32 protein-coding genes are annotated in these 26,518 nt (G+C 40.9%); 17 read left to right on the top strand and 15 right to left on the bottom strand.

Annotated features, from left to right (window positions below):
* Window positions 1-29: 29 nt before the first annotated feature.
* The 5 genes from A9957_RS00625 (at window position 30) to A9957_RS00605 (ending at window position 3,923) form a co-directional block, all read left to right on the top strand.
* Window positions 30-587: a CBS domain-containing protein gene (locus tag A9957_RS00625; protein ID WP_096711277.1), complete on the top strand. Its 558-nt coding sequence runs from the start codon at window positions 30-32 to the stop codon at window positions 585-587.
* A gap of 87 nt (window positions 588-674) precedes the next feature.
* Window positions 675-1,820: an alanine--glyoxylate aminotransferase family protein gene (locus tag A9957_RS00620; RefSeq protein ID WP_128754609.1), complete on the top strand. Its 1,146-nt coding sequence runs from the start codon at window positions 675-677 to the stop codon at window positions 1,818-1,820.
* Between the two features lie 6 nt (window positions 1,821-1,826).
* A complete protein-coding gene (ribC, locus tag A9957_RS00615; RefSeq protein WP_105460175.1) occupies window positions 1,827-2,291 on the top strand; it encodes a riboflavin synthase in 465 nt (154 codons plus the stop codon).
* Window positions 2,292-2,354: 63 nt separating this feature from the next.
* Window positions 2,355-2,759 (top strand): 6,7-dimethyl-8-ribityllumazine synthase, encoded by a 405-nt coding sequence (ribH, locus tag A9957_RS00610; protein WP_105460176.1) that lies wholly within the window; start codon window positions 2,355-2,357, stop codon window positions 2,757-2,759.
* Window positions 2,760-2,780: 21 nt separating this feature from the next.
* Complete coding sequence (locus A9957_RS00605) at window positions 2,781-3,923, top strand: pyridoxal phosphate-dependent aminotransferase (protein ID WP_096711281.1); 1,143 nt, start codon at window positions 2,781-2,783, stop codon at window positions 3,921-3,923.
* On the opposite strand, the gene A9957_RS00600 is transcribed toward A9957_RS00605, so the two are convergent.
* From A9957_RS00600 to A9957_RS00580, 5 genes are all read right to left on the bottom strand, one after another.
* Complete coding sequence (locus tag A9957_RS00600) at window positions 3,918-4,394, bottom strand: adenylyltransferase/cytidyltransferase family protein (RefSeq protein ID WP_164909069.1); 477 nt, start codon at window positions 4,392-4,394, stop codon at window positions 3,918-3,920. The genes A9957_RS00605 and A9957_RS00600 overlap by 6 nt on opposite strands.
* A 32-nt stretch (window positions 4,395-4,426) precedes the next feature.
* Window positions 4,427-5,176 (bottom strand): DUF1638 domain-containing protein, encoded by a 750-nt coding sequence (locus A9957_RS00595; protein WP_292342828.1) that lies wholly within the window; start codon window positions 5,174-5,176, stop codon window positions 4,427-4,429.
* 89 nt (window positions 5,177-5,265) lie between these two features.
* Entirely contained in the window at window positions 5,266-6,864 is a 1,599-nt protein-coding gene (locus A9957_RS00590; protein ID WP_096711283.1) for a sodium:solute symporter, read from the bottom strand.
* Window positions 6,855-6,977 (bottom strand): symporter small accessory protein, encoded by a 123-nt coding sequence (locus tag A9957_RS00585; RefSeq protein WP_013037568.1) that lies wholly within the window; start codon window positions 6,975-6,977, stop codon window positions 6,855-6,857. The genes A9957_RS00590 and A9957_RS00585 overlap by 10 nt, the downstream gene beginning before the upstream one ends.
* A 220-nt stretch (window positions 6,978-7,197) precedes the next feature.
* On the bottom strand, window positions 7,198-7,440 hold the full coding sequence (locus A9957_RS00580; protein ID WP_292342825.1) for a metallophosphoesterase family protein: 243 nt from the start codon (window positions 7,438-7,440) through the stop codon (window positions 7,198-7,200).
* Window positions 7,441-7,520: 80 nt separating this feature from the next.
* On the opposite strand from A9957_RS00580, the gene A9957_RS00575 reads away from it, so the two are divergent.
* The gene (locus tag A9957_RS00575) at window positions 7,521-8,675 is read left to right on the top strand and encodes an ISH3 family transposase (RefSeq protein ID WP_394328851.1); all 1,155 of its coding nucleotides are present in this window, start codon (window positions 7,521-7,523) and stop codon (window positions 8,673-8,675) included.
* A 1-nt stretch (window position 8,676) separates the two neighbouring features.
* Here the strand turns inward: A9957_RS00575 and A9957_RS00570 are convergent, their stop codons facing one another.
* Complete coding sequence (locus A9957_RS00570; RefSeq protein ID WP_292342822.1) at window positions 8,677-8,961, bottom strand: metallophosphoesterase family protein; 285 nt, start codon at window positions 8,959-8,961, stop codon at window positions 8,677-8,679.
* Between the two features lie 523 nt (window positions 8,962-9,484).
* The gene (locus A9957_RS00565; RefSeq protein WP_096711285.1) at window positions 9,485-11,422 is read right to left on the bottom strand and encodes a glycoside hydrolase family 15 protein; all 1,938 of its coding nucleotides are present in this window, start codon (window positions 11,420-11,422) and stop codon (window positions 9,485-9,487) included.
* Between the two features lie 158 nt (window positions 11,423-11,580).
* On the opposite strand from A9957_RS00565, the gene A9957_RS00560 reads away from it, so the two are divergent.
* The 3 genes from A9957_RS00560 to A9957_RS10555 all read left to right on the top strand — a co-directional run bounded on the left by A9957_RS00560 (window position 11,581) and on the right by A9957_RS10555 (window position 13,388).
* Entirely contained in the window at window positions 11,581-12,753 is a 1,173-nt protein-coding gene (locus A9957_RS00560; RefSeq protein WP_096711286.1) for a glycosyltransferase family 4 protein, read from the top strand.
* Window positions 12,754-13,078: 325 nt separating this feature from the next.
* Window positions 13,079-13,291: a hypothetical protein gene (locus A9957_RS00555; RefSeq protein ID WP_292342820.1), complete on the top strand. Its 213-nt coding sequence runs from the start codon at window positions 13,079-13,081 to the stop codon at window positions 13,289-13,291.
* A complete protein-coding gene (locus A9957_RS10555; protein WP_363093901.1) occupies window positions 13,218-13,388 on the top strand; it encodes a hypothetical protein in 171 nt (56 codons plus the stop codon). Before A9957_RS00555 ends, A9957_RS10555 begins: the two co-directional genes overlap by 74 nt.
* A gap of 335 nt (window positions 13,389-13,723) precedes the next feature.
* Here A9957_RS10555 and A9957_RS00550 read toward each other — a convergent pair whose 3' ends face one another.
* Both A9957_RS00550 and A9957_RS00545 read right to left on the bottom strand, forming a co-directional pair.
* Window positions 13,724-14,245 (bottom strand): O-acetyl-ADP-ribose deacetylase, encoded by a 522-nt coding sequence (locus A9957_RS00550; protein ID WP_096711287.1) that lies wholly within the window; start codon window positions 14,243-14,245, stop codon window positions 13,724-13,726.
* Between the two features lie 41 nt (window positions 14,246-14,286).
* Window positions 14,287-15,531, bottom strand: coding sequence for a GntP family permease (locus A9957_RS00545; RefSeq protein ID WP_096711288.1), 1,245 nt, complete (start codon window positions 15,529-15,531; stop codon window positions 14,287-14,289).
* 184 nt (window positions 15,532-15,715) lie between these two features.
* Here A9957_RS00545 and mdh point away from each other — a divergent pair, with 184 nt between their 5' ends.
* Window positions 15,716-16,639, top strand: coding sequence for a malate dehydrogenase (gene mdh, locus A9957_RS00540; protein WP_096711289.1), 924 nt, complete (start codon window positions 15,716-15,718; stop codon window positions 16,637-16,639).
* A gap of 88 nt (window positions 16,640-16,727) precedes the next feature.
* On the opposite strand, the gene A9957_RS00535 is transcribed toward mdh, so the two are convergent.
* Window positions 16,728-16,880: a hypothetical protein gene (locus tag A9957_RS00535; RefSeq protein ID WP_164909064.1), complete on the bottom strand. Its 153-nt coding sequence runs from the start codon at window positions 16,878-16,880 to the stop codon at window positions 16,728-16,730.
* An 85-nt stretch (window positions 16,881-16,965) separates the two neighbouring features.
* Window positions 16,966-17,715 carry an amidohydrolase family protein gene (locus A9957_RS00530; RefSeq protein WP_292342817.1) on the bottom strand — a complete coding sequence of 250 codons (750 nt, stop codon included), beginning with the start codon at window positions 17,713-17,715 and terminating at the stop codon, window positions 16,966-16,968.
* A 443-nt stretch (window positions 17,716-18,158) separates the two neighbouring features.
* Here A9957_RS00530 and A9957_RS00525 point away from each other — a divergent pair, with 443 nt between their 5' ends.
* The 4 genes from A9957_RS00525 (at window position 18,159) to A9957_RS00510 (ending at window position 21,264) form a co-directional block, all read left to right on the top strand.
* Complete coding sequence (locus A9957_RS00525) at window positions 18,159-18,320, top strand: hypothetical protein (RefSeq protein WP_164909062.1); 162 nt, start codon at window positions 18,159-18,161, stop codon at window positions 18,318-18,320.
* A 133-nt stretch (window positions 18,321-18,453) separates the two neighbouring features.
* The gene (locus tag A9957_RS00520) at window positions 18,454-19,236 is read left to right on the top strand and encodes a TrkA C-terminal domain-containing protein (protein WP_096711291.1); all 783 of its coding nucleotides are present in this window, start codon (window positions 18,454-18,456) and stop codon (window positions 19,234-19,236) included.
* Between the two features lie 317 nt (window positions 19,237-19,553).
* Window positions 19,554-20,849 carry a DEAD/DEAH box helicase gene (locus A9957_RS00515; protein ID WP_105460218.1) on the top strand — a complete coding sequence of 432 codons (1,296 nt, stop codon included), beginning with the start codon at window positions 19,554-19,556 and terminating at the stop codon, window positions 20,847-20,849.
* 223 nt (window positions 20,850-21,072) lie between these two features.
* On the top strand, window positions 21,073-21,264 hold the full coding sequence (locus A9957_RS00510; RefSeq protein ID WP_013037550.1) for a TRAM domain-containing protein: 192 nt from the start codon (window positions 21,073-21,075) through the stop codon (window positions 21,262-21,264).
* Between the two features lie 304 nt (window positions 21,265-21,568).
* Here the strand turns inward: A9957_RS00510 and A9957_RS00505 are convergent, their stop codons facing one another.
* Window positions 21,569-21,904, bottom strand: a complete 336-nt coding sequence (locus A9957_RS00505; protein WP_096711292.1) for a hypothetical protein — start codon at window positions 21,902-21,904, stop codon at window positions 21,569-21,571.
* Between the two features lie 311 nt (window positions 21,905-22,215).
* On the opposite strand from A9957_RS00505, the gene A9957_RS00500 reads away from it, so the two are divergent.
* Genes A9957_RS00500 through A9957_RS00490 form a run of 3 tightly spaced genes read left to right on the top strand, consistent with a single transcriptional unit; the run spans window position 22,216 to window position 24,659 of the window.
* Complete coding sequence (locus A9957_RS00500) at window positions 22,216-22,707, top strand: RimK/LysX family protein (protein WP_096711293.1); 492 nt, start codon at window positions 22,216-22,218, stop codon at window positions 22,705-22,707.
* Entirely contained in the window at window positions 22,704-23,609 is a 906-nt protein-coding gene (rimK, locus tag A9957_RS00495) for a 30S ribosomal protein S6--L-glutamate ligase (RefSeq protein ID WP_096711294.1), read from the top strand. Before A9957_RS00500 ends, rimK begins: the two co-directional genes overlap by 4 nt.
* A gap of 3 nt (window positions 23,610-23,612) precedes the next feature.
* Entirely contained in the window at window positions 23,613-24,659 is a 1,047-nt protein-coding gene (locus A9957_RS00490; protein ID WP_096711295.1) for a succinylglutamate desuccinylase/aspartoacylase family protein, read from the top strand.
* Window positions 24,660-24,694: 35 nt separating this feature from the next.
* Here A9957_RS00490 and A9957_RS00485 read toward each other — a convergent pair whose 3' ends face one another.
* From A9957_RS00485 to A9957_RS00475, 3 genes are all read right to left on the bottom strand, one after another.
* Window positions 24,695-24,841 (bottom strand): hypothetical protein, encoded by a 147-nt coding sequence (locus tag A9957_RS00485; RefSeq protein WP_164909061.1) that lies wholly within the window; start codon window positions 24,839-24,841, stop codon window positions 24,695-24,697.
* Window positions 24,842-25,051: 210 nt separating this feature from the next.
* Window positions 25,052-25,387: a hypothetical protein gene (locus tag A9957_RS00480; RefSeq protein WP_096711296.1), complete on the bottom strand. Its 336-nt coding sequence runs from the start codon at window positions 25,385-25,387 to the stop codon at window positions 25,052-25,054.
* Between the two features lie 627 nt (window positions 25,388-26,014).
* The gene (locus A9957_RS00475) at window positions 26,015-26,359 is read right to left on the bottom strand and encodes a PRC-barrel domain-containing protein (RefSeq protein WP_096711297.1); all 345 of its coding nucleotides are present in this window, start codon (window positions 26,357-26,359) and stop codon (window positions 26,015-26,017) included.
* Window positions 26,360-26,518 lie beyond the last annotated feature (159 nt).

Genomic DNA, 26,518 nt, shown 5'->3' with positions numbered 1-26,518 from the left:
AATAATAAAATTCACATCAATAGTACTAAATGATACTGCCAACTGCCCAATCCATTAAGCAGCAAAGAATAGAGCTAGGACTTACACAGAGCGGCCTGGCAAAAAGAGCCGGTGTCAGCCAGCCCCTTATAGCAAGAATAGAGGCGGGTGATGTTGATCCGAGGCTATCGACCTTGAGAAAAATATTTGATGCTTTTGACCAATCTGAAAAAGAAAAGATATGTGTCAGGAACATCATGCATACCCTTGTGGTTTTTGTATCTTCCGATGAGTCGGTGGACCATGCAGTCAGTATCATGCAGGAGCATGGTTATTCTCAGGTTCCTGTGATTGATAATGGTGTGCCTGTAGGCAGTATTTCAGAGGACACGTTTGTCAAGTCAATGGCTGAGAAAAAAACCGCCGTGATATCCAAAATGAAAGTAGGGGATATGATGGGTGAATCTTTTCCGGCAGTTTCTCCTGAGGCTGATATTGGTATTGTATCTACACTGCTGGAGCGCTATCCTGCAGTTCTGGTGCTTGAAAAGGGAGTTGCTATCGGATTTATCACCAAGCACGACATAATTAAGTTGCTACATGGATAATTTTGTTAATTCTGACTGTTTAACTACAGTTAAATATTAGCGCTACATTAGGTGTGGATTAGTTAAAAAACTATTAGAGGAAAGTCTATGGACCTTGAAGATAATTTATTAATGATGCCGGGCCCGGTACCAGTACCCCCCAGGGTTCTCAGGGCAATGTCCAAACCGATGATCAATCATCGTGGAGCACAATTTTCTGGAATATATGATGACTGTCGTCGTATTCTTGCTGACGTTTTCGAGACAGAAAATGATATTTTTGTGTTAAGTGGTTCAGGTACCGCTTCTATGGAAGCTGCTGTAGGTTGTATCGCAGACAAAGATGACAGGATAATCTCCATTGAGAATGGTAAATTCGGAGAGCGTTTCAAGGATATTGCATCCAGATACGGTTCTGTCGTTCCCCTGGAATTTGAATGGGGTTCTTCCGTGGACCTGGATATGCTTGAAGCACAACTTCAGGAAGGAGCAAAGGCCGTTACCATGGTTCACAACGAAACCTCCACAGGTATACTGAATCCTGCAGAACAGGTCGGCAAGCTGGCAAAGAAATATGGGTCCCTGTTTGTAATGGATGGCGTAACCTCCCTGGGTGGAGATAATGTATTTATAGATGATTGGGGAGTTGATGTAGCAGTGGTTGGTTCCCAGAAATGTATTGGTGCACCACCAGGTCTTTCCATGCTTTCTGTAAGTGAAGCTGCATTTGACGCAATGGAAAAAGAAAGCCTTCCTTATTATCTTGATCTCAAAGCCTGTAAAAAGAGTGCTGACAAGGAAAAAACACAAACTCCTTACACACCTGCCATTCCTCTTTTCTACGCACTGCAGGAATCCCTTCATATAATTGAAGAAGAGGGGATGGATGCCAGGATAGAAAGGCATCATAAGGGTGCAGCTGCTGTGCGTGCGGCGATGGATGCAATGGGTATCGAGATGTTCCCGCAGCTCAATGAATACAGTGCATATTCCAACACTGTCTCGGCAATGAAGGCCCCGGCGGGTATGGACAGCGAAACCCTTAAAAAAGAAATGATGAAATCCGGAATTACAATTGCAGGCGGACAGGCCCATCTTAAGGGCAAGATTTTCCGTATTGGAAATATGGGCAATGTAAGTTACAGGGATATTCTCAGTACTCTCCAGCAGATTGAGGTAGTATTCAAGAAGAGGGGAGTGGTTTCAGACCTGGGTCCTGCAACAGAAGCTGCAATTGAAGTATTGTGTAAATGAGATATCATGAAAACCATAGGTATTGTAGACACGACGTTTGCACGTTTTGATATGGGCAGTGCTGCTGTGGATGAGATCAAGCAGTATGTTTCAGCCCGTATAATTCGGATCACAGTTCCGGGTATAAAGGACCTGCCGGTGGCTTCTAAAAAGCTTATCGAGGAGCAGGGCTGCGAAATAGTTATGGCCCTTGGAATGCCCGGTGCTGCGCAAAAAGATAAAATGTGTGCACATGAGGCTTCCACGGGTATCATTCAGGCCCAGCTTATGACAAATACTCATATAATAGAAGTTTTTGTTCACGAAGATGAAGGCAAGGATGAGAAGGAGCTTGCTTTCCTCATGGAGAACCGTGCTCGTGAGCATTCCCGTAATGTCGTGGATCTTCTCTTTAAGCCAGAGAAACTTGTAAAACAGGCAGGTACAGGTCAGAGGCAGGGTTTTGAGGATGTAGGAAGCCTGCGTGGATGAGGATTTGATTTTATAATTTATAAGTATGATTAGGAAGCAAAATCTGCATTGGAGAACAATATAATGACAATCAGACTGGGATTTGTGGTAGCGGAGTTTAACAGGGATCTTACCTACCAGATGGAATTACTTGGTATAGAACATGCGAAATTCCTGGGCGCGGAAGTGACAGATACCATTCTTGTGCCCGGGGTTTACGATATGCCGCTTGCAATCAAGAAACTTTGTGAAAAAGATGATATTGACGCAGTTGTAACCATTGGTTCGGTAATAGAAGGTGCTACAGGTCATGATGAGATAGTGGTCCAGCATGCCTCAAGAAAGATTACCGACCTTTCTCTGGAATACAACAAGCCTGTCACTCTGGGAATCGCGGGCCCCGGTATGAGTCGCATGGAGGCTCACCAGAGGGTCGATTATGCCAAGAGGGCTGTAGAGGCTGCGGTAAAACTTATCAGGCGTCTCTAAATCTATTCATAGGGACTATTAATGGCATCTTCAAGATTGGCCCGAGTGGCTGAATCCCCGACAATCCGTATAGCAAATATAGCAAATAAGCTCAAGCATGACGGCATTGATGTAATTAGTTTCAGTCTGGGTGAACCTGATTTTGATACTCCCGGCCACATCAGTGATGCTGCATGCAAGGCGCTTTATAGCGGAGAAACTCATTATTCTCCCTCTGCGGGTATCAAACCGCTGCGCGAAGCTATAGCCAAAAAATTACAAACAGAGAACAATCTGAATTTGGATGCATCCAATGTGATGGTTACACCGGGAGCCAAACAGGCAATCTTCGAAGTTATGATGTCTGTACTTGATGATGGCGATGAGGCTGTCCTGTTCGACCCTGCCTGGGTTTCCTATGAACCATGTATCAAATTTGCAGGAGCAAATCCTAAATGGGTGTCTACAGATCCGGAAAATGGCTTTCTTCCTTATGATATTGGAGATCACATTACAGATAAAACTCGCCTGATAGTTGTCAATTCCCCTTGCAATCCCTCAGGTGGTGTATTTGGCAAGGACAAATTAAAGGAAATAGCAGACCTTGCCATTGATCATAATCTGCTGGTTCTCTCCGATGAGATTTATGAGAAGATACTTTATGATGAAAAACACTACAGTATCGGTGCTATGGAAGGGATGCAGGACCGCACTATTACTGTAAATGGCTTTTCCAAATCATATGCGATGACAGGCTGGAGGCTAGGTTATGTCGCTGCCAATGAAGCTTTCCTCCATGATTTCCAGAAAATCCAGTCACATTCTGTCAGCAGTGCTACAACGTTTGCTCAATATGGTGCCATTGAGGCACTGGAAGGTGACCAGCAACCTGTTGAGGACATGGTAGCCGAATTCAGGCAACGTCGCGATATCCTTGTAGATGGGTTGAATGATATCGGTATACATTGCAGCCGTCCCAGGGGTGCATTCTATGCATTTGCGGATGTAAGCGAGTATGGGGATGGTGAAGAGATTGCTGAGAAATTACTTTCAGATGCCCACGTTGCTGCTACTCCCGGTTCGGCTTTTGGCCCAAGTGGTAACAATTTCATGAGGCTTTCATATGCCATTTCACAGGAAAGGATAAGAGAAGCTCTTGAAAGGATTGAGAATTGCCTTTTATAATTCTGTTCTCTTTCTTTCCAGGATTCTTTTTATAATTCTGCCACTGCTGCAAAGGGGACATTGCCGGGGCTTTCCGAGGCGAACTACCTTTGTCTTGAATCCTCTTTTTTGAAGTTTATCTTCGAGTTCTTTTTCATCGAATACCTGGTCGTGGCCCAGTACGATAATATCCGGTTGTACCTCTTCGAGGGGTTTGAACATATCTTCTTCGCTTCCCAGCAGGGCATGGTCCACAACCTTTAAAGCTTTAACCATTTCAAGCCGCTGTTTTTCAGGAACTATGGGTTTAGGCTTATGTTCAATTGTTGAGTCCCGTGCAACAAGGACATATAGTTCACTGCCATACTTCCGGGCCTGTTCCAAATAGTAGAGATGACCCGGGTGAAGTATATCAAAGGTTCCTGTTGCAAGTATGCGTGTCAATTCATCACCTGATTTATTGTCCGCTAATGAATAGGAATTACCTTTAATAACTTTATGGAAAAGGCCCGGATACTTTTCGGTCAATATAACTCCTTTTTGAAATTGCTGTAGCACTGCTTTAATGTGTTCAGGTTTGCCGGCACATGCAGTATATCAAAGTCAAATAAATCCGCGAACTCATCGACTCTTTGATGGAAATCCTCTTCGTAATTAATCCCGGTGTCAAGCTTTGCTACATGCTTGTAACCTATTTCATTAAAGACATATCTCGATGTTTCAATGTCGTTTTTATCTTTGCTAAATCCTGAAGAAACGAGCATATCCCTCCAGTTAGCTGCCCACATGGGGGTCAGGATAAAAGTCCCCTCTCCTTTGAAACTCTTGAGGGTGTCAAGATATTTCTGTCTGCCGCCAAGCACGGCACCAATACAGTCATCGATTGTTTCCCCGTTATTTTCTCTTAGTATTCCCACCGGACAGGGATGATCGGCAAAATCCTGCTCTATGTCTGACAGTACATTGCCACACAATCCGTAAAAAAGTAAGATACCATCGGAGATGGGTGTCAATCTCTTGGTATTTGTGTACACCTCGTCCTTGAGATTTTTTGGGATTGCATGCAGGGCAAATTCAAGTATCTGGATAACTATATTGAATTGGTTATCAGGCAATGGGTTATTCAGCAAATTCACCATGGTTTTTGTTTCAACATCCACTCCTGCTTTGTTGAGTTTGTCCCTGATACCATAAGATTCATCATTTTCGACTATGATCACATTGTCTACCGAATTATCCTCTTCTATGAGATATGCTATCTCATCTTCGAACATTCTGCAGGCTATTATTGTTAGAGTTGACAGGTTAAATCACCTGTATAAAATAGAAAAGGGAAAGGATTTAAAGATTGCGCCTTTTGGTCTTATCTTTTGATGTATCCCCTGTAACATCTGTCGAGGTGTTCTTCTGGCATTGGTTTGGTAGCAAGGCTTACTACTACGGCGGTAATGGCTGCAATCGGTGTGGCAACAAGGATCGGGTCCACAACGGTCCAGGTGCCGGTGAGCAGGGTTTCCATTCCAAAAATAGCCTGTGATATTCCCAGGGGAGCCGCTTCCTTTGCATGGACAAAAGCCAGCCAGAAAAGGCTGCTGAATGTCCCTGCGAGAAGACTTGCAATCGCTCCTTCCCTGGTCATACGCGGCCAGAACAGTGCTCCTGCATAGGCGGGCAGGAAGGCAGCCGCGCACAGACCAAAGAAAATAGCTGTACCACGGGCAATAATGCTGATTGGCAGCATGTAGGCAAGGATAACACTCAATATGATTGTAACAGCGATTCCCAGTCTGGTTACGGATATGGTCTTTCCGGATTTACCACCTTTGAGGAACTCTTTGTAGAAGTCATGACCAATAGCAGTTCCCATTGTGTGATATTGGGAACTGAGGGTTGACATAGCAGCCGCCAGCAGGGTTACCATGAATATTGCAACGAAAAGGTCCGGTGTGGCACTGTTTATGTACTCTGGGATAATGCGGTCCATATTACCGCCTGCTACATCCAATGCAAGCTGGCCTTGTGTATCGAGGAAATACACATTGGAAAGGGCACCGACTATATAGGCAACTCCTGCCATCATGAGGATAAAAGGCCCGCCGGCAAATACTGCCCTGTTGAGGGATTTTTTGCTATCTACTGTCATGAATCGCACGGCCAGCTGTGGTTGTGCCAGTACACCGATTCCCACGCCGAGTATAATTGTAGATACCATAGTCCACCATATCGGTGTGCCAAATGCAGGCATTGATGTCCATCCAGTATGTCCACCTGCGACTAAACCTGCCGGCACCATGGATGACATGTCGGTGAGGGCCTGGTGAGCTTCCGTGATTCCACCGAGGTTAGCATAGGTTAGTATAAGCAGTATTGTCATGCCCCCAAGCATCAGGGTTCCCTGCATGGCGTCTGTGTACATCACTGCCAGTAAACCTCCTGTGATCACATAGGCTGCAACAATAATAGTGAGGATAAATACTGCCACGTCATAATTGATTCCCAGGGATGTTTCCATGAACCGGGCTCCTCCGATTAGTACAATCCCTGCATAAAGGGGCATGAACACTCCTATCAAAGCACCTGAAAAACCCTGTATGAATTTTGAGTTGAAACGTTTGCCCAGCAGTTCAGGGAATGTGACAGCTCCCAGGTTCACACCTATACGCCGTGTGCGTGATCCGAAAAGGACAAAGGCCACAAAGATTCCCACCACGATGTTCATGAAGACAAGCCACAGTGTTCCCATTCCTAAAGTTGCGGAAACTCCTCCAAAACCAACGATTGCCGAGGTACTGACAAATGCCGCTCCATAGGATAGGGCCAGTATGTACGGATGCACTTTCCGCCCCGCCAGCATGTAATCGTCAACTTCTTTTGTGCGCTTGTATGCAATCCATCCGCAATAGAAGACTATCATCAGATAGACCAGAACGATTACACCAAGAACGACCGGACTTACAGGCAATCCTCTTCCTCCTCTTCATTCCATTTTGCAATTCCATATGCCATGCAGGCGATGGCACTTATTATGCACAGAACATATGCACTCCATATGTAGGGGTCCTCTATGCCCAACAATTTTACACCTCTTTTATACTGAGGGGTGTTAGCAAGTAACATACTTGAACTTTTCGAAATGAACAGAGTAAACAGGGATTTAACTAACGGACCAAAAGTTATTTATTGAAAAATAGCAAAAAAGTAAAATTAAGTATTACAATAGATGTTTTTTGTAATACTATGTCTGTTTTGCAGACCCTAAAGGGCGTTGTTGTCAGACCACGCCTCCTCCCTTCTTTTAGAGTTCAATTATCTCGGTTTCCTTTGTAAGAGGATCTACAAGTGCAACAGTAGCTTTTCCCGTAAGTACTCCGGCAGTCTCCCCAGGATTTATCACTCGTGTGTTGCCTATCATGTGGCTGCCTGCCTGATGGGTATGTCCCCTGACAATGAGATCAAAATTACCGGATGCAGCAAGAGCCTCAATTTCTTCTTCGTTTATGCCATGTAGCAGGGCAATATGCAGATCCTCTATATCCAATGTCAGTACTCAGCTAATTTTGAGCACCTGAACTTAACAACACACCCCGATAGCTTTATATGCGGCGAGAACGCCGCCATATGTCATTTCTACCATCCAATTCAAGGACCTGTGACAAGTTCGAATTAAGACCAAAACAGTGTATTGATGCTGCTCTTAAACCACTCCTAGAGAATATCGACATCAGGATAAACGGTTCACTTAGCTCTAAAGATCTATTTTATACTGCCATGTGTATGGCAGTGGACAAGAGTTCAGTTCATTCTGCATCAAAACACTATCAAGAGATCCCTTGTGAAACATCTTTGAGATATCATCTCAGGAAACTAAGTCTTGAAGAACTTATCCAGGCAAATGAGAATATTCTTCTCCACAGTTCTGTCGGTACTCTAAAACCAGAGAAAAAGTATGAGTTTGCTATCGATTTTACAAATGATCCATATTATGGAAAAGTTGATTCATTCAACCAAGACTACGTGATACGTAGTCAGGCCAAGAAATCAACAAACTCTTTTTATTCATATGTATCACTGTCCATCATAAACAAGAACGAGAGATATACTCTTGCAGTTCTTCCTGTTGAAAGGAATAAAACGAAGGTTGATTACCTCACTTATTTCATAGACCTTATCGAAGAACTGGATTTCAATATCAAGGTCCTTTGTCTGGATCGAGAGTTCTATTCAGTTGATGTGTTTGAGTTCTTACAGGACAAGGAGATATCCCACATTACACCAGTAGTAAAAAGGGGAAACGCAATCAAGCAACTGCTCAACGGGAGAAAAGCAAGGTCTGCAGATTATGTAATGAAGAATGCCCAAAAACAAGAAGTTCAACTGAATATTATAGTTGATGTGAAGTATTTGAAAGGTAAAAGAGGAAAATACGGATGTGAAAACCTTGGGTTTGTTGTTTATGGAGTTAAGTGGCCTCCAAGGAAGGTTAGTAATGTCTACAGAAGACGATTTGCTATCGAATCATCTTACAGGATGAGAAATATTGTTAAACCAAGGACATCAACAAAAGATGTAACTTTCAGATATTTCTTTACAATAGTATCATTCCTGCTCAGAAATGTATGGCTATATCTCCAGAAAAAACATTTTACAATCGTAAAACCAGGTCCAATAACCATTGATGAAGACAAGTTCAGGTTTGCCAGGTTTATTTTGTTTGTTGAAGAATGGCTTAGGAGAAAGTTAAGGATTCAGCTAGTAGTGCAGTGTTTAAGGTAATTTAATAGTGGTAGGGCCAAGATGGAACGAAAATTAGAGAACTACTGAATGTGCCAAAATCACCACACACGTTTGCTCCCTGTTTTACAAACCATTCTTTTATGGTGATTCTGTCTCCCTCATTATTTCCAAATACAAGGTGAAGAGGTGCCTCCAGTTCAGTGAATCCTTTTACGTTGAAGGGTGATACGAGATCCCCCGCATGGAGCACAGCTGAGACCTGTTTTTCGTTGAAGAAGTCCACAGCTTTGCGTATCATATCCAGATTATCGTGGGAATCAGCCATAATTCCCAAATATTTTCGTGTTAAGATCATCAACTCCTACAATATTTTGCCTGATTTCATGAAATTACAACTACAGCATGACATTACTTATCGTGCCGTGTGCGTAGTCTATGAATGGGTCCTATCTCTTTAATATATCAGCCTTATAACCGATGAAATAAAATCACAATCTATATATATGGCTATACTCCTGTTTGGCTCATTAATGAGCGGGCATAAAATCGATTTTAGTACCCCACTCCCCAACCGCTCATATATCCCAAAATATAGAGCAGGCAATCTTTATCTGCAATATTACCATACGAATTCCTAGGACAAATAACTTTTGAATATTTTATATGTATGCATCTTCTATGTTTTTGAAAGTAATTGGTCATTGGAATAATGTTATTTTTGTTCTTTGAAAAAGTAAGATTAATTAGTTTTCAATTGAGTGGAAGGGCACGAATTGAACCCAACTTTGACAGCCAAAAGTAATGATAAGTTAGTTATTTTAATCGGAAATCGATGCTTAACTCTATCGTTACTCCAGTGATCTTGCTTTTTTGACAAAGGCCATGACAGTTAGTACAAATGTGGCATGTGCCCAGGTTAGAGGACTCACACTTAAAGGACTCCCATCAAACGGATTCAGCTGCTCTGCCAGCAGACCGGTATCTGTGGCTCTATCTGTGACCCACAGTATTATCTCCCTTGTGTTTTGCAGGTCGTTGATGCTCTTTGCCACCTGTATATGCCATTGTGCTACCCATAAGGTACATATGAACCAAGGATTACCTGGTATTATCTCTGGATCGTATTGCGCAACTTCCTGATATTTATCCTTATAGAAGCGAGCGATGCCTCCTACCTCAGTCTTCACCGAGAGTATGCTTTCTATACTTTTCATAGTGCTAACCACCCTGGCATCGTCCGGGGGGAGCACCCCAAACTGGGATACGGCGTAGAGACTGGCATCTACGGTCACATCCCTAGGGTTGATGCTTCGCAGGAACCTTCCCAGTTCCTTATCATACAGGTGATTCTCGATCCCCCGTTTTATTTCCATGGCAGCCGTGTTGTAGCTCTCTGCGAGGTTATTGTCTCCATACATTGCTGCAAACTTGGCAGCACATATGAGTCCCGCATAAACTGTCGAACATGTATAACTGTGGACCGCTCTTTTCTCCTCCCACAGATTATAACTGGGTTTTGGGAGTCCTGTAGAAGAATACCTGTACTTGGTCATGAACTCGGCAGCTGGTATTATCATTGAGTGATAGACCGAATCGATATTCTCGATAGATCTTGTCATTTTATAATGATTCCACAAAGCCACGATAATAAGTGCTGTGCTATCTTCCTGTATCGGAAGTTGGATATGCCCATCAGGTGTTATCCAAGGCATCCAACCACTTGCAAGAGTACCCGTAGGATTGTATTTTTGCAGGAAATATCCGTGATCATGGAGCAGTCCCCGGCAGTATTTAAAGAATTTTTGCACAGTCCCGGAGTAGCGCGTTATGTCCAGCGCCATAGCGACAAATGCACTGTCTCGCGGCCACATGTAACTGTATGAATCCATGTTGAACCTTTCAAGAATATCACTGTCATTGGCAGCTATGATCGCGCCATCGTAATCAATTTGCGACTTTATAATAAGCAGACTGTGTTTGAATAAATCTACTACTTTTGGTGGAAGATCAAACATATCGTACTTTTCTTTGTTCACCCATGAATAATAGTACTGCCCTGCTTCACTTATCATCTTTTCAGGCGTTGTATTCAGGACAAGTTCATTGAGCCGCTTGACTTCAAAGAAAGTTTTTCCTGCTGCAATCCAGTAATATATTATTTTTGTTTCCCCCGCGGCCAGATGCCGGGAAAAACGGATGAAACTCTTCACTGCCCCTACCTGAATGGAGTTCATGTTAAGCTCTCCAGACTTGATAGCACCAGATTCATCTGTCCCTTTTGGACGTACTTCATACTGGTCAAAGTATGGTGAACCACTAATAAGGAAGTAGCGCGAGTCCTTATAATGTATTATGGATTGCAATGCAGGGTCAAAGATAGCCGTATCACCATTCGGATTCTCGTAAAGGGAAATATCATGGCTGAAAAGTAGCTTCATGTCTACATCTATGGCGTCTGTATTGGTTATTGCTATATTTCGAATAAATATATTCTCATGAGGGTGTACACATTCGTTGAACCTCAACTCAACTTCAAGACGATCATTGCGATAGTAGGTATCAGTTACCAACCGATCTTTCTGGTAACCAAGTTTGTGGCTCCAATCATCCCCTATCAGAGAGACCATACCAAGATTTTTCCCATCCACTTCTACCCCTACTCTACAATGTCGACCATTCACATGGTTCTCATATCCTATATGGGGAAAGTACATGTCCCGGATGCTTGCATTTATATCCAGGTTCACCAGCAGTGATCCGTTTCCAACAACGAGTGGTTTAGGCATTTTAGCATCACCTTTAATACATATTCTCACGTATAAATGTACATCATGAGCTAAAGTAGTTTCCTGCTTGATGGGAAACGAGAAATGGCGCCATTAAATTATCGGGATTCTAATTTAAAGGGTCAACAATATCCAATTGGCTGTGATATTATAACGGAATGAAGTGTGGGGGCATAATTACGGTTTTCAGTCTAAGGAAACCCGACTCTGGTGTCAACATAGGTATCCTTTCTTATGAATATCCACCAAATTTTTATGGTGGAGTGGGTATCCATGTAGGTGAGGTAACCAGAAGTCTTGCAATCGGAAATAATCAGGTACATGTGTTTACATCCAATGTACAGGAATCGAACGAACAGTTGATCAGAAATTTATGGGTACACGGACCAACAGAACTTCATTATCAGGCATCTAATAATTTCAGTGCAGCATATAAAAAGATACAGACCAACATCAATGTGGCTGCGATGGTGAAGAAACAGTTTTCAGGTGGCAGTCTGGATCTGTTACATTCGCATGGTGGGTTGATCCAGTTAGCTACTACATTATCAAAGGAGAGCACCCAGCTGCCACTGGTGATGACAGCTCACAGTATAGATATCAACAGAACGAAGCCAGACGGGCTGAGTGTTATGATGGAGTCAAATGTGGTGGGCATGGTGGACAGGTTCATTGCAGTATCAAAGTCCATACAAGAAGAACTGGAGCAAACATTTGGAATCGAACATGATAAGATTACAATTATTCCAAACGGGGTGGATAGTGAGACATTCAAACACCAGAATGCGGATGACATCAAAAGAAAATACAAACTTGATAACCGATTCGTTGTGCTGTTTGTTGGAAGGAATGACTCACAAAAGGGCGTGATGTATTTGGTTGATGCCGTGCGAAGGCTCCAGAAAGATATTCCAGAAATAATGCTGGTAATGGTCGGCCAGCCGGATATATATCATGACAAGCATATCCTCTGCCTTCCGCATGTGGACAAGCATGAACTCATTAAATTATACTCTCTCTCCGATGTGTTCGTGCTGCCAAGCATCTACGAGCCTTTCGGTATTGTGCTCATTGAAGCCATGGCATGTGAAACCGCGTGCATTGGGACACGAGTCGGAGGGATACCAGACATCATTGACCACAACCGGACCGGGGTTCTGGTAGAGCCGGAAAGCTGTGCAAGTATCGCAGAAGCGATTGATAGATTATATCATGATCCAGAAAAGAGGTGCCTGATGGGGAAAAGAGGGCGTGAGAAGGTTATATCATACTTTGACTGGCAAAATATAGCAAAGAAGACTGGAGAGGTATACCAGCAGGTGCTTAATTAAAACCAGAGTCTGCTCTTGATGCACTCAATGTTAACCTATCATGGATTCGATCCACACATGTGCCTCTAGATTCACTCTTTCTATGTTGCATCTGAAACCCAGATAAATCTCTCCCACTCGCACCTAATGTCGAACCAGATATGATAGTCACACAAGCATCTCTGAGTGAAAATGTACAAAACGGACAGAGAAACATCACAACAAGCAACCATCATCGAATTACAGAGGAACTGAAACTGCACAATAAACGCAAGATAATTAGCTAAATACTGAATGTGTATGTTCTGGAAATTACGCTTCGTGGAAAAGGTTATGGGTGGCTTGATTGGCTGCTTGTTCTCTAACTATTTTTAAAATAAGGGGAGATATATTGAACAAGGCACAAGGTGATGACATATCTTTAGCTGAAGTTGACAGTAAATTCTCAGAGGAAATTACAGAATTGGCAAACAGTGATAAAGCATATGAGAAAAATAGCTCTGAATACAATTATTTTTGTAAGTACATTTACTTTTATAATAGTTTACTTTCTAACTGAATATTTGTCTCAAGACAATTTCATTGTAATTATAGTATGTCTAGCAGTATGTGCCATCTTTGCAGCTATAATAAGTATTCCTTCTGAGGATATTTAAGCCACTATCAGATGCAATTAATAATGATTCATTTGCTTTGAGTGTGAGTATTTCTTCCTTATTGATTGCATTTTGACTGGCATTGGCGGATTTCTGTTTGATAATAGGCTACTTGTGTTAGGCTCCTTGTCCCTGTCATTTGTACAACTTTCCTTTATATAATGCTTTATGTTGACTTTCCGATCTGAAAGTCCAATCCACTGTTCTATCTGAAAATCCAATCATCAATGTCTCCAAATCCCCTAGAGGTTAAAGATGTTTCAATTGTAGCTGACATTATCCCCAGTTATATTGAAGGTAAATCTGCCATAAGTCCTATTATTTTTATCTTCTACTCATTTTTTATCCTCATTAAGTAGCCTGTTGAAGTTACTGAAAGTTTCATCATTAAAACATACAAATAGAATCCTATCAAAAACCGGGGTTTCTTGCAGAAAATCGATTACTTCATTTATCGCTATTTCAGCTGCCCTGGGTATAGGAAAATGGTAGACTCCTGTACTTATTGCGGGAAAAGCAATAGTTTTAATCCCTTCCTCTGCCGCCAGCTTAAGGCAATTACTGTAACATTTGGCCAGCATTCTGTCCTCCTCATTGTTTCCGCCGTGCCATACAGGTCCCACTGTGTGTATGACCCATTTTGCCGGCAGATTATAGCCATGCGTGATTTTTGCTTCACCTGTTGCACAACCATTCAGTGTCCTGCATTCATCCAGCAGTTTAGGTCCTGCAGCTTTGTGTATTGCTCCATCAACCCCTCCTCCGCCAAGCAGGGAATTGTTGGCCGCATTCACAATGGCATCAACTTCCTGTTCTGTGATGTCACCTTTAATTATCCTGATTATTCTCTGACCCATAATCTTTGGTCTTTGTTTATTGGTTAATATTTGTTGTCACTTCAGAACAGGAAATAATCAATCAGTAAGACTGAAGTGAGTAGTAATATCCCCAGTATGGCAAGTGGAATGGTATAGTTCGATACTACGGTTTTCACATCATCGCCCGTGGTTCTCTGGATCAGCCAGAAAAACGGATCTGTAACGTAGGAAAACACCATGGTGCCAGCTGAAATCATCAATATCAGGGGAATGGTTGCCACATCTGAAACATAGGGGCTGTAGGCGAGTATGGATGATGTTATTATTGCAGTGACAGCCCTGGAGCCCTGCGCAGTCTGTATTATCGCGGCGAAAATAAACGGGATGAAAAGAGCAGGTATTATGTGTCCGATAAGATTATAGACATTTTCTGCAAATGAACTTGCAGCAATTACTCCTCCAAGCGCCCCGGCACCGCAGAGGTCCAGTAATATCATACCGGCATTGCGGGTGCCCTTTTCAAAAACGATATCCAGATTTTCTTTTTTTACCAGTAAAAGGGAAAAACTGGCTGCAAGAATAATGGCAAGATTGATATCCGCCAGCAGGGAAGCTCCCGGTAAAAAATGCCCAATTGCCAGGAAAACAATGGGCAGTATTAAGGGGACCCATCCAATAGGTGACTCATTTGCTGACAATTCTCTTTCTTTCCATGTATCTTTGTGTTCTCCTCTTTTTGATATAAGCAGGTATCCAAAGATAAAGAGAATTACAGATATAGTGATTGCAGCCAGGTTGAAGCCAGCATCAACATTAAAATTGAGACTTCTTGTAATACTGTATATTACAGGAAGTGGGTACAGAAGGACAAAAGAAAGTGTACTTCCAATTGCAGTAGCGTAATAACATTTCTTCCTGATCTCGGAGTTTACTTTCAGGTTTTCAACAAGAGGGACCATTACTACATAAGCTGTCAGGCAACACATGAGGGGGATGGATAACAGGTAACCTGCAATTCCTGATGTAAGGGTGGGTCGTGCGGATATTTTTTGCATATCCGAGACAATCCGCTGCGCAAAATTTTCCTGTCTTATTACCAGGGCAATTAATGACCCTGAAAATATAGGAATTGCAAGGAGTGCAAATACCCTGCCTGCACCCTGTGTTGCCATTGCGATTGCGTTTTGCTGCATTCCGCTGAATATGCCATAAAAAAGGGCTGCACCTGTTAGTACAAGGAAAGGTGGCAATCTAATCTTCCAGAGAAGAATTGTAATTAATACTATGGTTATCGTGAAAATCAGGATGTCTTGCACATTTTTCACCGTTTTTGGTTAATTTACATTCTATATATCAACTCCAGTTATATTTTCTGTATATTTTAAACCAATGTTTTCAATAATGCCTCTAATATGGAACAGCAATTTAAGTAGCAAAAGAATAGGTTTAATTATAAAAAATTCTAATTTGATATCCTCTTAAAACAATCGCATCAAAGGTGCTTTTGCCATGACTAAAATCTCAGTAATAGGAGCAGGGAATGTTGGTGCAACTACTGTGCAGAGACTTGCCGAAATGGAGTTCGGTAGCATTGTCCTTGTGGATATAGTTGAAGGTTTACCACAGGGAAAAGCCCTGGACCTGATGCAAGCAGGAGCCATAGTAGGATATGATACTAAAATCAAGGGTAGTAATGACTATGCGGATATCGTCGGTTCGAACATAGTGATCATAACTGCCGGTGCTGCAAGGAAACCCGGTATGAGCCGGGCTGATCTGATAAATATCAATACTAAAATCATGAAAGATGTTTGTGAGAACATCAAAGAATATGCACCTAATTCTATTGTTATTGCTGTTACCAATCCTCTTGATGTAATGACTTATGTAGCCCTGGAAGTCACCGGTTTTGAACCAAATCGTGTGTTTGGAATGAGTGGAATACTTGATACAGGACGTTTTGCCAGTTTTATTGCCGATGAGCTTGCCTGCTCCAAAAGAGATGTTGAAGCAATGGTGATAGGTGGTCATGGGGATCAGATGCTTCCCCTTCCCCAGCATTCTTCAGTATTCGGGACGCCTCTGCCAGAATTGCTTGGAGAAAATGTCATTGCAGGACTTGTAGAACGTACTATTCATGGTGGTGCTGAAATCGTTGCTCTTCTCAAACAGGGTAGTGCCTTTTATGCACCCTCTGCTGCCATAGTCCAGATGGTTGAATCAATCCTGAGGGATGAAAAGAGAATCTTACCTGTTTCTGCTTATCTGGAGGGGGAATACGGCCAGAAAGGAATATATTTCGGTGTACCTGCCAAAATTGGTTGTGATGGCATTGAAGGGATAATAGAGCTGGAACTGACAGAAGAGCAGAAACAGGCACTAAAGGAATCTTCAGCAAGCATAAAGGGAAGCATCGAATATCTGAATATATGATAATTCGCTGTTTGGAGAAGTTTTTGTAGGAGAAAACGGTACAGAGAAGAATAATGCGGGAGATTAATGCTACCATTTCAAGGCCAGTTTATAGTTTTTTGGCCTTGCAGAGGTTTTTGTCATCCTTTACAACCCTGCCATATTTATTGCAGTAATATGAAGGATTATTAATAAGTTTTTTTAAATTCCTTTGTATTTTCTTTATATCATCTTTTTTCCAGGAGCACATCTTTTTTGACATATTTATCCTCCTTAAAAAGATCATAATCAAATCAAACAATGCGATAACAGTTTGGGATTGCTATTACTTGAAGTTATCCTGCAGTTCAGAAATCCCATAAATGTGCTGCATTTTTGTACAACACTCTGTCAACATCCTTTGTTGAAAGAGTTCCCTCTTCCTGTAGTTTAAGTATGGTTTGGAGTTGTTCCTGAAGGTTTCCCCAGGGTTCATCTGAACCAAAAAGGACTTTTCCTTCAGGCTGGCCGGTTATTATATCCTCAGTAGTCGTGCCATGTTCTTTATACATGTACCTGTATGCTTCATGGTTTGACATTGCCGTATCCAGATAGAGATTGTCAAGATCATTAACTGCTTTTATAATTTCAGGGATACCATCCCCTAGATGTGCAAGCTGAAAATTAATATCCGGATATTGTTCCACTTTATCCAGTAATCTACAAGGGTCTTTACTACACGCCATCGGGATGTGTAAAAGGAGGTTCATACAGTTTTCATTCATATAACTCAGAATTGAATCATCAGGCATATTTCCATAGATTCCATAATACTTTATCCCTGCAGGAGGTTTTTCGTTTTCATCTTCATATTTTGCAATATTTTCGGCACTATCATTTGCAGCTATAAACGGTATAAAAGCGACCCGGTCATCATCAATTGACCATATTTCTTCGTTTGCTCTGGTATAATCTATCTTCCAACCAGAGTATGGTTCATCAGGGTCTGGGGATTTATTTTTGAGATGGTAGAACAGGCCTTTCCAGAAATGCCCGAAAGTGTTTGACGGTTCGGGTTGTGCAAAAAGAACACAGTTTTCAACATTGTTCCGATCCATGTTCTCCTGCAGCCTTTGTATGTTATTGCTGATTCTGGTGGTGGGCCGTAGCGCCATTGTCATAAAGATTGAATTTGTTCCATAATGGCAATGTGCATCATTGATCCGATATTTTCCACATTTTTTCATGAATAACTGTTTTAATTTATTGCAGATATACATACTCGACACAAAGATTTGCTTGCTGCTGTCTTTTCTTAAGCCTTTGTCGAATTGATGGGGCTTTGTACATAATATATTGCCTATTATGGAGTACAGAAGGATTAGATTATATTAAAATGGCATAGATGCGAGTTTTTCACAATATTTATTTGCGGATGCCGGCAAATTTTGGGTGTGGTTTATAGTGGGCAGAAAGGTTTATTAATGATAAATCATTATAGATATTTGTAATGATTAAACATCACAATATATGTGAATAATAGATAAACGGAGGTTAGTAAATGGAAATTTACCAAAATGAATCTATACATGAGAAAAGTGATCTTACCAGACAAGCAAACCGTAGCATGACCATTTATGAAATGGTTTTCATGATGGTTATTCTGGCATTCGGATTGTTTTCTCTGTACAGATTGGCCGCTTATGCCAACCTTATCAGCTGATCATTAAAGGGCAATTCACCGAATTGCCTAATTTTCCTCCTCTCCTATTGTTTTTGTTTATTTTGTCATTCCATTAACTCAGAAAATGATAAATGGTTTCAGGTCCAATAGGACACTAGGAGCAAACTTCTAAATGATAGCGGCATTTATTACGGTTTTTGCAGTAATTATTTTATCTCTTTTTATCAATCGTATAGCCACGATTGCATTAACCCTAACCGGTCTTTCCCGTGAAGTCGCACGCTTTCAGGCAAGGTCTGCACTTACAGGTGCGGGATTTACTACCACGGAATCTGAAAAAATGATGAATCATCCTGTAAGGCGCAGGATACTGATGTTGCTTATGCTTGTGGGAAATGCCGGAATAATAACCCTGATGGCCTCTGTAGTCCTTGTTTTCCTGAGTCCCTCGTCTGATACACTGCTAAGTTATATCGTTGTCATTACACTTGGTATGCTAGTGATTTTAATCATTACCCGTAGCAAAAAAGCCGATCGATTTCTCAGCCGTGTTATCACTTTTTCTCTTACCAGATGGACTGATATCCAGACATCGGATTCTGCAAGCCTAATTTACCTGGGTGGGGATTATCAGGTTTCAGAACTGGAAGTTGGCTCTGAAGATTGGCTGGCCGGCAAAGTCCTGAATGAGTTGAACCTTGTGGATGAGGGAGTACTGATTCTTGGTATCCAAAAACCCGGCGGTAAATACATTGGAGCCCCTGTAGCATCCACACGTATTGAAGTTAATGATGTACTCCTGCTATACGGCAGAGGCGAATCTTTGCGCTCCCTGGACAGAAGACGTAAAGGACTTCGCGGCGCGGTTGCACACGCCGAAGCAGTGGCACAGCAGAGGGACGTGGTGGAAGAACAGGAAACAGGCAGTAAGCAAAGTGAGTCTGCGGATATTTGATTATTTTTCTTTGATATACTTTTCTATTTTTTGCTTTTAGATTGGGCTTATTTGGCAATTTCAGTATAGGCTCGTTGTAAAGAACCACTAAATATATACAGTTTCATTAAAACCATTTTATGAAATCCTTTGCTTACCGACAACCTTTATATACTTGCCGTTGTTATGGATCATGCCTCTTTTTGTTTAAAGAAACATTTAGAACAAGTACATTTAATTAATCATCATTATCCCCAAAGATGCCTATACAGGCACCTATTCTGTGTCAGGCAATTTTTCAGGATACTGTGATAGCAGAATATAAAAGGAATTTTACCATGGAATCATTAACTTTTAAAGATTTGAATCTATCGAAAAATATTGAACGTGCAGTTGAAGACATGGGTTTTGAGGAACCCACTCCTATTCAGTCTCAATCTATTCCCTATCTTATGGAAGGTAAGGATGTAATAGGACAGGCGCAGACCGGTACCGGTAAAACTGCTGCCTTTGGGATACCTGCTCTTGAAATGCTGGATGTCAAAAGTAAGAAGGTCCAGGTAGTGGTCCTCTGTCCAACCAGAGAACTGGCAAATCAGGTTGCTGAGGAGATGAGCAACCTTGCCAAGTACCAGAATACCAAAATGTTACCGGTTTACGGTGGTCAACCAATAGACAGGCAGATAAAGGCCCTGAGAAGAGGCGTACACATTGTAATTGGTACTCCCGGGAGAGTTCTGGACCATATCCAGAGGAAGACACTGAAACTTGATGGTGTTAAAATGCTGGTTCTTGATGAAGCTGATGAAATGCTTGATATGGGTTTCAGGGAGGATATTGAATTTATTCTCAGTCGCGTGCCTAGCCAAAAGCAGACAGTTCTATTTTCTGCTACGATGCCACAGCCAATTATTAAACTCACAAAGAAATACCAGCAAAATCCCCAGATGGTAAAGACTGTTCATAAGGAATTAACGGTTCCCCAGATTGAACAATTCTATTTCGAAGTCAAAAGCAATGCAAAGACCGAAGTTTTGTGTCGTTTGATAGATATTTACAATTTCAAGTCATCTCTTGTTTTCTGTAATACCAAGAAAAATGTCGATAAACAGGTTGAAACTCTCAAAGCACGAGGTTATCTTGTAGATGGACTGCATGGTGATATGAGACAAGCACAAAGGGAACGTGTCATGTCCAATTTCAGGAAAGGGGAAATTGAGACACTCGTTGCAACCGATGTTGCTGCCCGTGGTATCGATGTGGAGAACATTGAGGCTGTTTTCAATTATGACATTCCTCAGGATGAGGAATCATATGTCCACAGGATAGGCAGAACCGGTAGGGCAGGCAAAGAAGGAGTTGCAATAACCTTTGCTTCCGGTAAGGACATCCGTAAGATCAAAAATATACAAAAACACACAAAGGCAAAGATCACAAGGAAAAATGTTCCTTCCCAGAGTGATGTTGAAGATATCAGGGCTGAAATGCTGTCACAAAACGTCAAGAAGATAATCGATGATGGGCACATTGGCAAATATGAGCACTGGGTCGAAAATTTACTGGAAGAAGATTATGCTTCAGTGGATGTTGCAGCTGCCCTTGTGAAAATTCTGTTATCGGAAGAGAAGAAGTAATCCAGCCACAGGGAGATTTTATTTTTCACACCTCCCTATTCAAAAGGTATATATACCATAACATCGTATTGTGATTGCTTTCAAGAGATTAAGGCTACTGCGATAAATATTAGGTTTATACGTTTTTACTTTTACCGTATTTACTATTTTCCTATGTTTTCCAACTAGTTAATTATCTGTTTTAAGCTTCATTAGAAAGGACGTGTAATATTTGTTTAACAACATGGATTCAAGTGCACCAGTAGAAGCTGGCGAAAGTTATGAAGTGACCATCGAAGATATCGCAAGAGAAGGAGACGGCATTGCAAGAGTTAGCGGCTTTGTCATCTTTGTTCCAAACACCGAAGTCGGCGATGAAGTCACTGTTAAAGTCACCAAAGTAATGCGTAAATTCGCATTCGGTGAAGTAGTTTAAATCTTCTGATTTTGCAAAAAAAAAGATTTGGGTATTTCCCAAATCCCTATTTTTATTTCAATTCCAATTCCAATTCTGTAGTTTGGTATTTGAATACCGCTTAAGTTAATTTTAATTATGTTCTATAGGCTTCCTCGTGAAGTTAGTGGGACTTTGGTTGGGTTTAGTTAACATTCAATTTATTATAACAATGTATTCTTCAAAAAGCAGGAAATAGGACGAGAAATTATCTATGTTTAGAATTCACTGCTATATGGAAAATTTTATCAAAAATCTGATTTTCAAAATTTTCCCGGAGATTAATTTAATTTCCGGGATGAATGGCAGGAATATTTTTCCTGTATGAGAAAAGCCGACTGTTAAGAATTATAGGCGTGGCTGCCAGTGCAATTATTATCAATGCCCATGTGCAGAGTCCGATTGCTGCATATACTGGATACTGGAACAGGTCCCCGAACATAGCCGGATCTATTATGATATCCACAGTTTCCAGGGTATGGATCATTTTGATACCTGTGTGTGTGAACATTTGCCAGAAGAATATAGATGCTGCTGACAATATTCCCGCTTTTGATGTAAGATAAAATGCTGGATGGCTTCTGAAAATGCCCGTTTTGGAGAGTTTGTTTTTTCGAATCATGATTTTCCATAGGTACTTACTATAGCACACATCAGGATTCGCATCTATATAAAAAAATCCGGACCCATTAATTATGAACAATATTATTCATGAACATTTCTGTGGATAAAGCATAATTTAGGCACCATGTTAAGTTAAGTATATTTTGAAGTCAATAAAAATCTTGCAAAAACATATATATACTCTAAGTTGGATTTGCTTCTTAAAGTTATGAAAATAGATGTATCATTTGCGTAAACACCACTTTGCTAAGGAATAGGTCCTTTTTACTTAGAATGATATGTCAAAAAAGTTCACAGTGAAGATGTCTTATGACTAAAAAAGAACAGGGCTTGATGCTTGGATGGAGGGAGTGGGTTGCACTACCCGAATTAGGACTGCATGCCATAAAAGCGAAAGTAGATACAGGCGCCAGAACATCTTCACTTCATGCGTTTGATATCGAGATTTACAGAGAGAATAATATTGATATGGTTCGATTTCTGGTTCATCCCATTCAAAAAAACTTAAATTTCTATATTGAATGTAACGCACCTCTTAAGGATAGACGTCAGGTGACCGATTCTGGAGGTCATAGGGAGATGCGTTACGTCATCGAAACACCTGTTGTTTTTGACACTTATATATATCCCATTGAACTAACGCTTACGGGCCGGGATACTATGCGTTTCAAGATGTTACTGGGGCGTAATGCACTTAAGAAAAGAGCAATGGTAAATCCGACTGCATCATTTATGTGTGGGAAACTGGATACAAAAACATTATACGAACTATATGGGATAAAACCTGAGGTAAACGAATGAAGATTGCTTTATTGTCAAGGAATAAGAAACTTTACTCAACTCGTCGTTTAATTGAAGCAGCAGAAAAGAAAGGGCATACAATTCAGGTTATAGATGTACTGCGCGCTTACATGAATATTACTTCTCACAAACCTTCCATTCACTATAAAGGCGAGGAATTGAACGATTTTGATGCGGTAATTCCCCGTATAGGTGCATCTGTTACATTCTATGGTGCTGCAGTTTTGCGACAATTTGAGATGATGGGTGTTTTTCCTTTGAATGAATCAGTTGCACTTACCCGTTCCAGGGACAAACTACGCTCCTTACAGTTACTCTCCCGCAGGGGTATAGGTTTGCCTGTGACTGTGTATGCAAGCAAACCCGATGATGTAAAAGACATGGTAAAAATGGTTGGTGGTGCTCCACTTGTTGTTAAAATTCTTGAAGGTACTCAGGGTATAGGTGTAGTGCTTGCAGAAACACAAAAAGCTGCAGAAAGTATTATTGAAGGATTTATGGGTGTAAATGCAAATATCCTGGTGCAGGAATACATAAAGGAATCCAAGGGAGCCGATATACGCTGTTTTGTTGTTGGGGGTAAAGTTGTGGCATCCATGAAAAGACAGGGGCCAGAAGGTGAATTCCGTTCAAATATACATAGGGGAGGAACAGCAACTACTATCAGAATCACACCTGAAGAGCGTTCAACGGCTGTACGTGCTGCAAAAATAATGGGACTTAATGTTGCAGGTGTTGATCTTTTACGTTCCAATCATGGACCTGTGGTGATGGAAGTAAATTCTAGTCCAGGTTTGGAAGGTATAGAATCCAGTACTGGCAAAGATATTGCAGGTATGATAATTGATTATATTGAGAAAAACAGTAAATTTGGTAAGACACGAACCAAAGGGAAAGGTTAATCGATGCAACCACCGATAACAATAGCAGGAAATACGATCCAGCCAGGAACAAGGAAATCCATTGAATTACCGATTCCCAGCTTTTATACTCACACATCGGCTTCAATGCCAGTTCATGTTATACATGGACGCAAACCTGGCCCCTGCCTACTCGTATGTGCTGCTATTCACGGGGATGAGATCAACGGTGTAGAAATTATTCGTCGTGTCCTTGCACATAAAACGATCAATAATCTCAAGGGCACTCTTATAACCATACCAATTGTAAATGTTTTTGGTTTTGTCTCCCAGTCTCGTTATTTACCTGATAGGCGAGATCTGAACCGCTCTTTTCCGGGTTCTAAAAAAGGTTCAATGGCATCCAGACTGGCAAATATCTTGATGGCCGAAGTAGTAGAACATTGCAGTCATATAATTGATCTTCATACAGGAGCTGTTGCCCGGGAAAATTTACCTCAGATACGTGCATGTCTGTTAGATGATACAGAAACAGAAGCTTTAGCCCGTGCTTTTGGCGTACCGGTCATAATCAATACTGAATTGCGTGACGGCTCTCTGCGTGAAGCTGCTCGTGAGAAAAATATACCATTTCTATTATATGAAGCAGGTGAAGCACTTCGTTTTGATGAGGTCGCAATTCGAGCAGGTGTAAGGGGTATACTTGGAGTTATGCATCATTTAGGTATGAGAACAAGGGCCAGAAAAAAGAAAGGTTACAAGACTGTGATTTCTAAATCGACCCAATGGGTCAGGTCTCCTAAAAGCGGAATATTACGTTCAATATCTCCTCTGGGGACATTGGTCAAAAAAGGAGATTTACTGGCCTATGTAGGTGACCCACTGGGTGAGGTTGAAACAAAAGTTATGTGTTCAATTTTTGGGATTGTGATCGGAAAGACAAATCTGCCGCTGGTTCATGAAGGGGATGCTATATATCATATCGCCAGATATCCAGAAGCTGAAGAGGTTTCTAATTACATAGAATCATATCATGATGAAATTGATCCTCTTAACGATGAAATAGCAGATAAGAACAATTCTCTGGCATGATTGTTTGGATCTAAAAAAGTCTATTTTCTTTTTTATCAGGTATTGATTACCGTTTTAATGGTATGTTCATCATTGAGAGAGGCCGGTCTGGGCCTGCCCTTGTTAAAAAATATGTAGAAATGCATGGTGGGAGTATCTGGCTGGACAGTGAAGTTGATAAGGGTAGGTACATTTACGTTCACAGTACCTCTTGATGAATATTTTTTAGAAAATCAATTTATAACTTTCAAAATTTAGAAAGTGTATGAATTGTTATGTTGGCAGTTTGTATAGTATAAATCCAATGTCTGTGTAGCAGAAGGAATAAGGATGAGATAGCTGTTTTTCTAAATGGAAAATGGTAAAACTAATACTGAAATTAAAATAGAGAAATATTTATTGCCGGGATTGGTTTAATTCCCTGGATGAATTGTAGGAATATTTTTCCTGTATGAGAAAAACCGACTATTGAATATTATTGGGGTGGATGCCAGTGCAATTATTATCAATGCCCATGCACAGAGTCCTATTGCTGCGTATATCGGATACTGGAACATTTCACCGAACATGGTCGGCTCGATTATGATACCAGCAGATCCCAAGGTCTGAACCATTTTTAGACCTGTATTTGTAAATATGTGCCAGAAAAATATAGATGCTACCAGTAACATTCCTGCTTTTGCTGTAAGATAACATGCTGGGTGGCTTTTAAACGTGCCCTTTCCGGAGGTTTTGCTTTTTTGGATCATGATTTTCCACGGATACTTCCTAATTATACACTAGGATTCGCATCTATATAAAAAAATCCGGATTTATTAATTATGAACAATATTATTCATGAACAATTTAGCAAACTAACAACATATATTTTGTTATTGCTGTTATTTATCAGTTCAAATCGAATTACTATTAAAATTTAAGTTAATTTCTATTACATGTATAATCATGGATATTTGTTCTACTATTATCTGAAGTTCACAGTACAGATATAAATTAAAGTGCTAGTTATTTGGATTGATTGTACTGTTCCCTATTTTATCATATCATAAACTACATTGCAAATCATAAGGCTAAAAAATTATTGCTTTTCATTCCATAAATAGAGAGTGTGTCAATGAGAATCATTAATAATAATTTAGGCTAGCCATATGGTACGATCCTTATTTCAACACGTTTGTAGTTGTAATTATTGCAGGTCCTCTATGCCACAAAATTCCTAAATAGCTGTGCCACCCACATCAATATGGGAGTTGAGGGTAGATTATGCAGATATACAAAATTACAGTATTGCACGTATTATTGGTACACTGGATTTTTGATAGGAAAACAAAGTGTAGTGTGAGAAGCACTATCCAATATAAAACTTAACTGGGAGATTATTTCTCCCAGTAAGGAGCAAATCCATATTTTGCATAGACATCCGTCAGCCATTTGCGCTCATTGGACAAAGGCCAATTATCTTTATCAAATCCTTCCGATTCTTCAAGCAGAGACCTGTCGTGATGAAATACAAACCTGTGCTTTCCTTCTTTCAGAGATAATGCTTCCCAGGGAACTGCAAATAACTTGTCTTTGAAGGAAAGGGCTGCATAGGCAACCGTACCAAAGTCAAGGTCAATCATCAGTTCTTCTATATGGCCAATGTCTTCACCGTTTAAATCTTCTACTTTGTCTTTTTCGATTGTACTTGCTGACAAAAATTTAGGTGCACTTCCATTCATTTTTCCCACTCCTATTAAATGAAAGGCATGCGAACAGGATATTCTGATTTCTTATACCTGCGGTTAAACCAGAATGAAACAAATTCTTTCACCACAGCTACAAATCAGCCCCCATACCTTCCATACATTCTTCTTTTTTGATGGTTGTTAAAAGTATCG

Origin of the sequence: Methanohalophilus sp. DAL1 (assembly GCF_001683555.1) — an archaeon.
In the GTDB taxonomy this organism is placed as follows: Archaea; Halobacteriota; Methanosarcinia; order Methanosarcinales; family Methanosarcinaceae; genus Methanohalophilus; species Methanohalophilus euhalobius.
The sequence above is the reverse complement of the archived record's forward strand: the minus strand, read 5'-3'. Positions and strand labels throughout refer to the sequence as shown.

Coding starts and splice junctions, on each gene's coding strand:
- A9957_RS00620 (WP_128754609.1), top strand. CDS start 675: ATGGACCTTGAAGATAATTTATTAATGATGCCGGGCCCGGTACCAGTA.
- A9957_RS00570 (WP_292342822.1), bottom strand. CDS start 8,961: ATGGCTGATTCCCACGATAATCTGGATATGATACGCAAAGCTGTGGAC.
- A9957_RS00515 (WP_105460218.1), top strand. CDS start 19,554: ATGGAATCATTAACTTTTAAAGATTTGAATCTATCGAAAAATATTGAA.
- A9957_RS00500 (WP_096711293.1), top strand. CDS start 22,216: ATGACTAAAAAAGAACAGGGCTTGATGCTTGGATGGAGGGAGTGGGTT.
- A9957_RS00525 (WP_164909062.1), top strand. CDS start 18,159: ATGGAAATTTACCAAAATGAATCTATACATGAGAAAAGTGATCTTACC.
- A9957_RS00595 (WP_292342828.1), bottom strand. CDS start 5,176: ATGTTCGAAGATGAGATAGCATATCTCATAGAAGAGGATAATTCGGTA.
- A9957_RS00510 (WP_013037550.1), top strand. CDS start 21,073: ATGGATTCAAGTGCACCAGTAGAAGCTGGCGAAAGTTATGAAGTGACC.
- A9957_RS00605 (WP_096711281.1), top strand. CDS start 2,781: ATGGCATCTTCAAGATTGGCCCGAGTGGCTGAATCCCCGACAATCCGT.
- A9957_RS00475 (WP_096711297.1), bottom strand. CDS start 26,359: ATGAATGGAAGTGCACCTAAATTTTTGTCAGCAAGTACAATCGAAAAA.
- A9957_RS00480 (WP_096711296.1), bottom strand. CDS start 25,387: ATGATCCAAAAAAGCAAAACCTCCGGAAAGGGCACGTTTAAAAGCCAC.
- A9957_RS00520 (WP_096711291.1), top strand. CDS start 18,454: ATGATAGCGGCATTTATTACGGTTTTTGCAGTAATTATTTTATCTCTT.
- A9957_RS00530 (WP_292342817.1), bottom strand. CDS start 17,715: ATGGATCGGAACAATGTTGAAAACTGTGTTCTTTTTGCACAACCCGAA.
- A9957_RS00560 (WP_096711286.1), top strand. CDS start 11,581: ATGAAGTGTGGGGGCATAATTACGGTTTTCAGTCTAAGGAAACCCGAC.
- A9957_RS00625 (WP_096711277.1), top strand. CDS start 30: ATGATACTGCCAACTGCCCAATCCATTAAGCAGCAAAGAATAGAGCTA.
- A9957_RS00575 (WP_394328851.1), top strand. CDS start 7,521: ATGTCATTTCTACCATCCAATTCAAGGACCTGTGACAAGTTCGAATTA.
- A9957_RS00505 (WP_096711292.1), bottom strand. CDS start 21,904: ATGATTCGAAAAAACAAACTCTCCAAAACGGGCATTTTCAGAAGCCAT.
- A9957_RS00535 (WP_164909064.1), bottom strand. CDS start 16,880: ATGTCAAAAAAGATGTGCTCCTGGAAAAAAGATGATATAAAGAAAATA.
- ribH (WP_105460176.1), top strand. CDS start 2,355: ATGACAATCAGACTGGGATTTGTGGTAGCGGAGTTTAACAGGGATCTT.
- mdh (WP_096711289.1), top strand. CDS start 15,716: ATGACTAAAATCTCAGTAATAGGAGCAGGGAATGTTGGTGCAACTACT.
- rimK (WP_096711294.1), top strand. CDS start 22,704: ATGAAGATTGCTTTATTGTCAAGGAATAAGAAACTTTACTCAACTCGT.
- A9957_RS00565 (WP_096711285.1), bottom strand. CDS start 11,422: ATGCCTAAACCACTCGTTGTTGGAAACGGATCACTGCTGGTGAACCTG.
- A9957_RS00550 (WP_096711287.1), bottom strand. CDS start 14,245: ATGGGTCAGAGAATAATCAGGATAATTAAAGGTGACATCACAGAACAG.
- A9957_RS10555 (WP_363093901.1), top strand. CDS start 13,218: ATGAGAAAAATAGCTCTGAATACAATTATTTTTGTAAGTACATTTACT.
- ribC (WP_105460175.1), top strand. CDS start 1,827: ATGAAAACCATAGGTATTGTAGACACGACGTTTGCACGTTTTGATATG.
- A9957_RS00490 (WP_096711295.1), top strand. CDS start 23,613: ATGCAACCACCGATAACAATAGCAGGAAATACGATCCAGCCAGGAACA.